The organism is Micromonospora sp. NPDC005299, assembly GCF_042872345.1.
Classification (GTDB): Bacteria; Actinomycetota; Actinomycetes; order Mycobacteriales; family Micromonosporaceae; genus Micromonospora.
In genome coordinates this window covers 1-9,972 of record NZ_JBIAKG010000031.1, presented here as the reverse complement: position 1 = coordinate 9,972, position 9,972 = coordinate 1, and the positions used below count along the sequence as shown (strand labels likewise).

The following is a 9,972-nucleotide window of genomic DNA, read 5'->3' as shown; positions in this document are numbered from 1 at the left end:
TCCCTCCGGCCGACCCGGCTGGACCGGTGGTGCGTGGTCCGGGGGGTGTAACGACCGGCGGGGCCGGGTCATTCCGGCCGGGGCTGGCTCACCTGCGGGCGGGCTGCTGCGCGGTCTGCCATGTACAACGACCCCACCCCCGGCATGATTCCGCCCTGGCGGTGGCGCGGACCACCCGACACCACCGCCGAAACCGGACACCCGCGCCGGAACCCGTCGCCGCGAATCGGGCATTCACCCCACCCGGGCATCCCGAAGCCAATCCTCTCGGCGGCACGATCGACCGCGTCCGCGTCCGGGTGCGCCCGCGGCCGACTCCCTTCCCGAAGATGGCGGGATCGGCCGGGTCGGACATCGCCACCGGGGCGGCCTTCAGTGGTCACGGAGAGGCGGTTCGGGATCTTGGAGACTTAGCGTTCGCCAGGAACGGCAAGTCACCAAGATCCGACCGGGGGAGTCGAGCCACCGTCGGCCCAGAGCGGACGAATGGCGCACAGGGGACGGTCCCCGACGCGCTCGCCGGCATCGTCGACGACGTCGACCAGGCCCTTACCTCGTGGCGGAGACGATGGCGGATACCGCCGGGTCGAAGTCGGGCGGAAGGGGCAGGTCGGCGCGCGCGGAGGGGGCGGCGTGTGGGTGGAACGCCATCGAGGTCACCGTGCCCGAAGACGTCCATATCGGTGCGGGCGCCGAAGCTCAGGGCGCCGTGAGGAGGGCGAGGAGGGCGTCGCGGGCGGTGCGGACGGCGGCACGGGACTCCTCGCTGTGGTCCAGGGCGTCGAAGCCGTGCCGGCCGCCCGGTACCGGCACGATCCGCACCGGCGCCCCCCGACGCGTCGCTGCGGCGGTGAACGCTTCGCTGGTGGCGGCGATCTCCGGGCGTTCCCGGCCGGGCAGGGTGAGCACGAGCGGCGGCGGGTCGCCGGCCTGGTCGAGCGCGTCGAGCGGCCGGAAGCGCGGGTCGATCGGTGGCCCGCCGGGCAGGGGCGCGAGCAGCGGATACGTCGCGGCGAGCCCGCGCAGCCACGGGGGCGGGTCGCGCAGCCAGTCGGCCAGTAGCAGGCCGCTGCCGGAGAAGAACCAGAGCGCCAGCCGATTCGGGTCGACGCGGGGGTCGGCGCGGAGCAGGTCCGCCGTGCCGGCGATCCGAGCGGCGGCGGTCGGCAGGTCGTCGGGGGTGTGCAGGGGGAGTTGGGGCATCGCGGCGAGCACGCCCTGCTCGGCGAGGAGCGCGCCGTACCCCTGGTAGAGCAGCCATTCCCTGGGGTCGGGTGCGCCGGGCGGCAGTGGGCCGCCGTGCACCAGGACGACCGCGGGTCGGGGGCCGTCGCCGGTCGGCAGGTAGAGGTCCACGTCGCCGTGCCGCTCGACCGGGGCCGGCGGTGGATCGAGGATAAACTGTGTCTCCCAGAAACTGTTTTCCATGTCGCTCATCGTAGGCGAGGTCGCCCGGTCCCCGCTGCCCCCGCCGGGCTCCACAGTGGGCGTGCCACCATGTCGGGCATGGAGATCTGGAACAACCCGTCCTGCTCGAAGTGCGCCGCCGCCCGTGCCTCGCTGGACGAGGCGCGGGTGCCCTACCGGCTGCGGGCGTACCTGACCGAGCCGCCGAGTGCGGACGAGGTGACCGAGGTGCTGCGCCGGCTCGGCGCACGGGCGTGGGACATCTGCCGCACCGGCGAGCCGGCCGCGACCGCGCTGGGCATGGCGGACTGGCCCCGCGACGACGCCACGGAGCCGCGCTGGATCGCCGCGATGGTCGCCCACCCCGAGCTGATCCAGCGCCCCATCCTGCTGCTGGACGACGGCAGCGCGCTGGTCGGTCGTACCCCGGAGGCCCTGGACGAGGCGGTGCGCCGCAGCGACCGGTGAGCGCGCGGTGGGTCAGGAAGCCCGGTCGCCGGCCTTCGCGTGCCGCTCGCGCAGCCGGTCCCGGATCTCCTCCGGGGTGTACGCCCGGCGCCGCCGTTCCGCCCGCGCCACGACCACGCCGGTCGCCGCGACGCCCGCGAGGCCGGCCAGTCCGAGCAGCTTCCACCACCGCATCCGTTGCCGCTTCGGCATAGGGTGATCCTCCATGAGCATCAGCCTGGACGAGGCGGTGGAGCTGACCCGCACCGGCGACCTGTGGGTCTTCCGCGGGCGCAGCGTGCCGGACCGCGCCATCCAGATCACTACCAACAGCCCAGTCAACCACGTGGGCATGGCGGTGGTGCTCGACGACATGCCGCCGCTGATGTGGCACGCCGAGCTGGGCCGTTCGCTGCCGGACATGTGGACCGGCACCCACCAGCGCGGAGTGCAGCTGCACGACCTGCGGGACGCGGTCTGCGTGTGGGCCAACCGCTACGGCCAGCGGGCCTGGCTGCGCCAGCTCGAACCGTCGGCGGACACCACGATGGAGGAGGCGGTGCTGCGGACCGTGGCCCGCCTCGACGGCACCCCGTTCCCGTCCACCGCGCAGCTCGCCTGGCGCTGGGCCCGCGGCCGGGTGCCGAACCTGCGCCGCGGCCGACCCTCCATCGCCGACGGTGGCGGTGTGCCGGTCCGTGACCGGGCGCTGGAGACCGCGTACTGCGCGGAGGTGGTGGCGGTGACCTACGAGGCGATGGGGCTGCTGCCCGCCGGTCGCCGCCCCAACTGGTACGACCCGGGGCGGTTCTGGAGCGGCGACGACCTCGACCTCACGGGCGGCCAGCTCGGTGCGGAGATCGAGGTACGCATCCCGCCCCGCTGACCAGGTTTGCCGGGCCCGCCGTCCGGCAATGGAGACGGGCGTGACGGCTTCCACGGACCTCGACACGCTCGCCGACTTCTTCGACCGGTACGGCGTGGCGCTGACCACCGCCGACGTGCCCGCCATCGCCGGCTGTTACGCGCTGCCGGGGCTGGTGGTCGCCGACACGTACAGCTTCACGTTCGCCTCGCCGGCGTCCGTGGCGCTCAGCTTCGTCGGCGCGGCCCCCGACTACCAGGAGCGGGAACTGGTCGCCGCCCATGCGCTGATCGAGGACGTGCAGCAGGTCTCCGCGTTGCTCACCGAGGTGGCCGTGCGCTGGGAGTTCCTGGACAGCCAGGGCCGGGCGGTGCCCGGCGAGCGCTACCGCTACCTGCTGCGGGCCACCGACGACGGCCCGGCCATCTGCACCGTCATCCGCACCGCCTGACCGCGGCGTGACGGGGTGGTTGCCCGTCGAGGGGCACTCCATGATGGACGGTGCGGACGAATGTGCGCGACCCTGCCCGAATCCGAGCCATTGAGGAGTTCCCGTCGCCGAGCCCGGACAACGTAGCCGACGACGCGCTGCGACGTGTCGGATGCGGGCCGTGGCGACGGGCCGGCCGGCGGAGCCGGATCCGCGGCGCATGATCACCTGTTGGGGACCGGGCGCTTTCCGGCACTGTCCCCGATCGCTACGCTCGCCGACGGGGGACCGACAGGGGAGGGGTCATGTCCGGCACGCGACGCGCACGCCCGTCACCCGGCGCCGCCATCACGTCCTCGCCCTGGATCGTCGTCTCGATCGGCGTGATCGTCATGGTGGTGCTGCTGGTCGTGGCGCTGGGTGCGGTGCGCGGGCGGCGGACGTTCGCCGAGCCCCCGCCGCCGGACCCGACGATGTCGCTGCCCCAGGTGCCGGTCACCACCCCCTCCGCGCCGGGCGCGACCACCCGGCCGCCCGCGTCCGCCGCCGGGCCGGTGGTTCCCGGCCTGTCCCCCCGGTCCACGGTGCTTCCCGCCCGGCCGACGCCGCGCCCGTCGCCCAGCGCGGTCAGCCCCAGCAGCCGGCCGGCGCCACCGCCACCCGCCCCGTCTCCGGTTACCGGCCGCTACGGCGTGGTGAGCAGCTTCGACGGTGGCTTCGTCGGTGAGGTGCGGCTGGTCAACACCGCCGCCACGGCGCGGGGCTGGACGGTGCGGCTGGCCTTCCCGCGAGGCCGTCTCGTGGCCGTCTGGGTGAGCGGCGCCGAACAGGGCGACGGTCGCTTCACCGACGGCGTCCTCACCTACGAGAGCGGGGTCGACCTGGCACCCGGGGCGTCGGTGGCGCTGCAGTTCCACTTCGAGCGGACGGGGACGACCCGGCCGTCGAGCTGCGCGGTCGACGGCGCCACCTGCTCCGGTCTCTGATCCGCCACCTCGGTCGCGCGCTCGCCGGCCGCGGTCTGCCGTCTTTCGCAAGACCGCTGCTTTGTTGCGACTTGGTTTGCAAGGTATTGCAGAATGTTTCGGCGAGGGCTAGCGTGCGGGCGAATCAGCGACCAGAGAAAGGCCGTCGATGAAACCCCCGCCGATATCCCGCAAGGCACTGGCCGCCTTGGCCGCCTCCCTCGTGCTCACCCTCGTCGGCGTGCCGGTGGCCCTCCACCAGCTGGGTGCCGACGGCAGCGAGCGACCCGCCACCCCGGACGTGCTGGCCGCCGCGGGCGCCGCACAGTGGAGCCGGGAGCCGTCCGCCGAGGCGTTGCTGAAGGCCGGCAGCACCAGCGCGAAGGCCGAGCAGTTCTACTTCGTGCTGCCGGACCGCTTCGCCAACGGCGACAAGCGCAACGACACCGGCGGGCTGACCGGTGACCGGCTCAGCACCGGCCTGGATCCGGCGGACAAGGGCTTCTACCACGGCGGTGACCTCAAGGGCGTCGTCGACAGGATGGACTACATCCAGGGCCTCGGCACCACGGCCATCTGGCTCGCCCCGATCTTCAAGAACCGGCCCGTGCAGGGCGCCGGCGCGGACGTCTCCGCCGGCTACCACGGCTACTGGATCACCGACTTCACCCAGGTCGACCCGCACTTCGGCACCAACGCGGAGCTGAAGAAGCTGGTCGGCCTCGCCCACCAGCGGGGCATCAAGGTCTACCTGGACATCATCGCCAACCACACCGCGGACGTCATCCGCTACGCCGAGGACAAGTACGGCTACGTCGACAAGAAGACGTCCCCCTACACGGACACGCAGGGTCGGGCCTTCGAGGACCGCAACTACGCCGACGGCACCCGGGCGTTCCCGCCGGTCGACAGCACGTCGTTCCCGTACACCCCGACCTTCGCCACCGCCGCCGACGCCAAGGCCAAGGTGCCGGCCTGGCTGAACGACCCGACCATGTACCACAACCGGGGCGACTCCACCTTCGCCGGTGAGAACAGCGAGTACGGCGACTTCTTCGGCCTCGACGACCTCTGGACCGAGCGTCCCGAGGTGGTCCGCGGCATGACCGACATCTACGCGCAGTGGATCGGCAAGGCCGGCGTCGACGGCTTCCGCCTCGACACGGTCAAGCACGCCAACCTCGACTTCTGGCCGCAGTTCACCCGCGGCATCGACGCCGCCGCCGCCAAGGCCGGCAAGCCGGACTTCTTCATGTTCGGCGAGGTCTACAGCGCCGACCAGGAGGTCGAGTCGACCTACGTGCGGCAGGGCGGCCTGCCGGCCACCCTCGACTTCTCCTTCCAGGAGGCCGCGCGGGGCTACGCCGCCGCAGACGGCTCGGCCCGGGCGCTGGCGGACGTGTACGCCAAGGACGACCTCTACGTCGCGCGGGACACCGACGCCAACCGGCTGACCACCTTCCTCGGCAACCACGACATGGGCCGGATCGGCTCGTTCGTCGCGGCCGCCGGCGGTGACGACGCCAGTCAGCTCCGCCGCGACCAGCTCGCCCACCAGCTGATGTTCCTCACCCGTGGCCAGCCGGTCGTCTACTCCGGTGACGAGCAGGGCTTCACGGGCCCCGGCGGAGACAAGGACGCCCGGCAGGACATGTTCGCCAGCCGGACGGCGGACTACCTCGACGACGACCTGATCGGCACGACCCGCACCCACGCGAGCGACCAGTACGACACCAGCCACCCGCTCTACCGGACGATCGCCGAGCTGGGCCGGCTGCGGCAGGCCCACCCGGCGCTGCGGGACGGCATCCAGGTCACCCGCTACGCGGCGGACGGCCCCGGCGTCTTCGCCTTCTCCCGCGTCCTGCCGAAGGACCGCACCGAGTACGTCGTCGCGGTGAACAACGCCGCGACCGCCCAGACTGTCACCGTGGACACCTGGTCGGCCGGCGCCACCTTCACCGGCGTCTACGGCGGTGCGGCCGCCGCGAGCGCCGGCGCCGACGGCAAGCTGGGCGTGACCGTGCCGGCGATGTCGGCCGTGGTGCTCAAGGCCGACCGGGCGATTCCGCAGGCCGGCGCGGCCCCGGGCATCACCCTCACCGAGCCGGGCGAGGCGCCGGTGGCCACCAAGGCCGCCGTCACCGCGCAGGTCACCGGCGACCCCCTGGCGACCGTCACCTTCGCCGCCCGGGTCCCCGGCGGCAAGTGGACCCTGCTGGGCAGCGCGCACCGGGCCCCGTACACCGTCCACCACGACCTTGCCGGCCTGGCCGGCGGGACGAAGGTCGAGTACAAGGCCGTGGTCCGCGACGGCAAGGGCCGCGTCGCCACCGCCCGCACCACCGGCGTGGTCGGGACCCCGGCGCAGAGCGCATCCCGGGACTGGGCGGTCGTGCACTACCAGCGCCCGGCCGGGGGGTACGCCGACTGGGGCCTCTACGCCTGGGGCGACATCGACCCGGCGTACCAGACCGAGTGGCCCAAGGGGCAGCCGTTCGCGGGTGAGGACTCCTACGGCCGGTTCGCCTGGGTCAAGCTGAAGCCGGGCGCGAAGTCCGTCGGCTTCCTCGTGGTCGACAAGGACGGGAACAAGGACGTCGCCAACGACCGCACCATCGACGTGACGCAGACCGGCGAGGTCTGGGTCAAGCAGGGCGACCCGGCCCTCTACCCGACCCGGCAGGCCGCCACCGGCGAGCCCGACCCGCCGGTCGACCAGAACACCGCGGTCATCCACTGGCGCAAGGCCGACGGGAACTACGACGGCTGGGGCCTGCACCTCTGGGACGGCGCCGCCAACCCGACCGACTGGGGCAACCCGCTGAAGCCGGAGCGGATCGACGCGTACGGCGCGGTCTTCCGGGTGCCGCTCGCGGCCGGCGCCACCGGGCTGAACTACATCGTGCACTCCGGCGACGTGAAGGACCAGCCCGACGACCAGCGGCTGGACCTCACCACCACGGGCCACGAGATCTGGCTGCTGGCCGGGGTGAAGGGCCGGCTGCTGCCGCCGACCTCGTCCGGCGTCGCGAAGGACCTCGACATCACGAAGCAGAAGGCGCAGTGGATCGACCGGTCCACCGTGGCCTGGCAGACCGGACCGACCGACGGCAAGCGGTACGCCCTGGTGGCCGCCCCGGCCGGCGGGCTCGCGGTCGCCGACGGCGAGCTGACCGGGACGTACACCACGCTGCCGCTGCGGGCGGCGCGCAACGGGCTGACCGAGGCCCAACGGCAGGCGTACCCGCAGCTCTGGGCCCACCGCGCGTTCACGCTGGACCGCGCCGACCTGGCCAAGGTGCCCGCGGCGCTGCGCGGCCAGCTCGTGGTGACCGAGCGGGACGCCGAGGGCCACCTGCTCGGCGCCACCGGGGTGCAGATCCCCGGCGTGCTCGACGACGTCTACCGGGCCGCGACCGGCGCGAAGCTGGGCCCGACGTTCGCCGGCAAGGTGCCCACCCTGGCCGTGTGGGCGCCCACCGCCCGGAAGGTCGCGCTCCAGCTCTTCGACTCGCCGGCGGCCCAGCCGACGACGGTGTCGATGAGCCGCGACGACACCACCGGCGTCTGGTCGGTACGCGGCACGAAGGCGTGGCGCGGGAAGTACTACCGCTACCAGGTCGAGGCGTGGCAGCCGGCCGCGCAGAAGGTGGTCACCGCCGCGGTGACCGACCCGTACTCGCTGGCCCTCGCGCCGGACTCGACGCACAGCCAGATCGTCGACCTGGCCGACCCGTCGCTGGCCCCGGCCGGCTGGGCCGACCTGCGCAAGCCCGCGGCCGTGCCGTCGGCCAAGGCGCAGATCCAGGAGGTGTCGGTCCGGGACTTCTCCATCGCCGACGCCACCGTGCCGGCCGAGCGGCGGGGCACCTACCTCGCCTTCACCGACCCGAACACGGCCGGGATGAAGCACCTGAAGGCGCTCGGCGACGCCGGGGTCAACTACCTGCACCTGCTGCCCGCGTTCGACTTCGCCACCATCCCCGAGAAGCGGGCCGACCAGGCGCAGCCCGCCTGCGACCTGGCCGCGCTGCCACCGGACTCCGACGAGCAGCAGAAGTGCGTCGCGGCGGTGGCCGGGAAGGACGGCTACAACTGGGGGTACGACCCGCTGCACTACACCGTGCCCGAGGGCGGCTACGCCGTCGACCCGGCCGGGGCGAAGCGGACCACCGAGTTCCGGCAGATGGTCGCCGGCATCAACCAGGCCGGCCTGCGTGTGGTGATGGACGTCGTCTACAACCACACCTCGGCCGCCGGCACCGACCCGAAGTCGGTGCTCGACCAGGTGGTGCCGGGCTACTACCAGCGGCTGCTCGACGACGGCACGGTCGCCAACTCGACCTGCTGCGCCAACACCGCCCCGGAGCACGCCATGATGGGCAAGCTCGTGGTGGACTCCCTGGTCACCTGGGCGAAGGCGTACAAGGTGGACGGGTTCCGCTTCGACCTCATGGGCCACCACCCGAAGGCGAACATCCTGGCCGTCCGCGCCGCGCTGGACCGGCTGACCCTGGCCCGCGACGGGGTGGACGGCAGGAAGATCCTCCTCTACGGCGAGGGCTGGAACTTCGGCGAGGTCGCCGACGACGCCCGGTTCGTGCAGGCCACCCAGGCCAACATGGCCGGCACCGGCATCGGCACTTTCAACGACCGGCTCCGCGACGCCGTGCGCGGCGGCGGCCCCTTCGACGGCAACCCCCGGATCCAGGGCTTCGCGTCCGGGCTCTTCACCGACCCCAACGGCGACGACGTCAACGGTACGGCCGCCGAGCAGAAGGCCCGGCTGCTGCACCAGCAGGACCTGATCAAGGTGGGGCTGACCGGCAACCTGCGCGGCTACCGGTTCACCGACTCGGCCGGCCGGCCCGTCACCGGCGCGCAGGTGGACTACAACGGCTCGCCGGCCGGCTACACGGCGGCGCCCGGCGAGGCGGTCACCTACGTCGACGCGCACGACAACGAGATTCTCTACGACGCGCTGGCGTACAAGCTGCCGCAGGGGACCTCGGCGCAGGACCGGGCCCGGATGCAGGTGCTCGCCCTGAGCACCGTGGTGATGGGGCAGGGGACCGGGTTCGTGACGGCCGGCTCCGAGCGGCTGCGCTCCAAGTCGCTGGACCGCAACTCGTTCAACTCCGGTGACTGGTTCAACCAGATCCGCTGGGACTGCGCCCAGGGCAACGGCTTCGGCGCCGGCCTGCCACCCGAGCAGGACAACAAGGACAAGTGGCCGTACGCGAGGCCGCTGCTGGCCGACCCGAAGCTGGTGCCGGACTGCGCCGCGATCGACCTGGCCGACGCCCGGTACGCGGAACTGCTGACCATCCGGCGCTCCTCGCCGGTCTTCGGGCTGACCACCGCCGACCAGGTGCAGAAGCGGGTCGCCTTCCCGCTCTCCGGCGACCGGGAGACCCCGGGCGTGTTCACCATGACCCTGGACGCCCGCGGGCTCGGCGGGAAGTGGAGGTCGGTCACCGTGGTCTTCAACGGCACCCCGGACACGGCCACGCAGACCGTCACCGGCCTGCGCGGGGCGGACGTGACGCTGCACCCGGTGCTGAGGAACTCCGCCGACCCGGTGCTCCGGACGGCGTCCTTCGACCGGGCCGGCGGCACGTTCACCGTGCCGGCCCGCAGCGTGGCGGTCTTCGTCCAGAACTGACGCCGACGACGGTCCGGCCCCCTGCCACGAAGTGGCAGGGGGCCGGACCTGTTGCGTCGATCCGTACGCCGACCGTTGCTCAGTTGAAGCAGTCTTCGACGGTGTTGGCGCAGTTGGTGGGGTCGTTGTTGGTGATGGTGGACTTGTCGTCGAGCTTGACCTTGCCCTCGTTGTTGAGGATGCCGCCGGC

Annotated in this window: 7 protein-coding genes; 5 read left to right on the top strand and 2 right to left on the bottom strand. The window is 72.8% G+C overall.

Features of this window, described 5'->3' with window-relative positions; translation table 11 throughout:
* Positions 1 to 699 precede the first annotated feature (699 nt).
* Positions 700 to 1,428 carry a dienelactone hydrolase family protein gene (locus ACFYPD_RS33950; RefSeq protein WP_387122862.1) on the bottom strand — a complete coding sequence of 243 codons (729 nt, stop codon included), beginning with the start codon at positions 1,426 to 1,428 and terminating at the stop codon, positions 700 to 702.
* A 78-nt stretch (positions 1,429 to 1,506) separates the two neighbouring features.
* Between ACFYPD_RS33950 and ACFYPD_RS33945 the strand changes: the two genes are divergently transcribed.
* Complete coding sequence (locus ACFYPD_RS33945; RefSeq protein WP_387122859.1) at positions 1,507 to 1,875, top strand: ArsC/Spx/MgsR family protein; 369 nt, start codon at positions 1,507 to 1,509, stop codon at positions 1,873 to 1,875.
* A gap of 12 nt (positions 1,876 to 1,887) precedes the next feature.
* Here ACFYPD_RS33945 and ACFYPD_RS33940 read toward each other — a convergent pair whose 3' ends face one another.
* The gene (locus tag ACFYPD_RS33940) at positions 1,888 to 2,067 is read right to left on the bottom strand and encodes a hypothetical protein (protein ID WP_357951151.1); all 180 of its coding nucleotides are present in this window, start codon (positions 2,065 to 2,067) and stop codon (positions 1,888 to 1,890) included.
* Positions 2,068 to 2,080: 13 nt separating this feature from the next.
* On the opposite strand from ACFYPD_RS33940, the gene ACFYPD_RS33935 reads away from it, so the two are divergent.
* The 4 genes from ACFYPD_RS33935 to pulA all read left to right on the top strand — a co-directional run bounded on the left by ACFYPD_RS33935 (position 2,081) and on the right by pulA (position 9,782).
* Positions 2,081 to 2,740 carry a hypothetical protein gene (locus ACFYPD_RS33935; protein ID WP_387122856.1) on the top strand — a complete coding sequence of 220 codons (660 nt, stop codon included), beginning with the start codon at positions 2,081 to 2,083 and terminating at the stop codon, positions 2,738 to 2,740.
* Positions 2,741 to 2,780: 40 nt separating this feature from the next.
* Positions 2,781 to 3,170, top strand: a complete 390-nt coding sequence (locus tag ACFYPD_RS33930) for a hypothetical protein (protein WP_387122853.1) — start codon at positions 2,781 to 2,783, stop codon at positions 3,168 to 3,170.
* A gap of 284 nt (positions 3,171 to 3,454) precedes the next feature.
* Complete coding sequence (locus ACFYPD_RS33925) at positions 3,455 to 4,135, top strand: cellulose binding domain-containing protein (RefSeq protein ID WP_387122850.1); 681 nt, start codon at positions 3,455 to 3,457, stop codon at positions 4,133 to 4,135.
* 148 nt (positions 4,136 to 4,283) lie between these two features.
* Entirely contained in the window at positions 4,284 to 9,782 is a 5,499-nt protein-coding gene (gene pulA, locus ACFYPD_RS33920) for a pullulanase-type alpha-1,6-glucosidase (protein ID WP_387122847.1), read from the top strand.
* Positions 9,783 to 9,972 lie beyond the last annotated feature (190 nt).

Excerpts from the sequence above, each read along its gene's own strand:
- ACFYPD_RS33950 (WP_387122862.1), bottom strand. The coding sequence starts at position 1,428 with ATGGAAAACAGTTTCTGGGAGACACAGTTTATCCTCGATCCACCGCCG.
- ACFYPD_RS33945 (WP_387122859.1), top strand. The coding sequence starts at position 1,507 with ATGGAGATCTGGAACAACCCGTCCTGCTCGAAGTGCGCCGCCGCCCGT.
- ACFYPD_RS33940 (WP_357951151.1), bottom strand. The coding sequence starts at position 2,067 with ATGCCGAAGCGGCAACGGATGCGGTGGTGGAAGCTGCTCGGACTGGCC.
- ACFYPD_RS33935 (WP_387122856.1), top strand. The coding sequence starts at position 2,081 with ATGAGCATCAGCCTGGACGAGGCGGTGGAGCTGACCCGCACCGGCGAC.
- ACFYPD_RS33925 (WP_387122850.1), top strand. The coding sequence starts at position 3,455 with ATGTCCGGCACGCGACGCGCACGCCCGTCACCCGGCGCCGCCATCACG.
- pulA (WP_387122847.1), top strand. The coding sequence starts at position 4,284 with ATGAAACCCCCGCCGATATCCCGCAAGGCACTGGCCGCCTTGGCCGCC.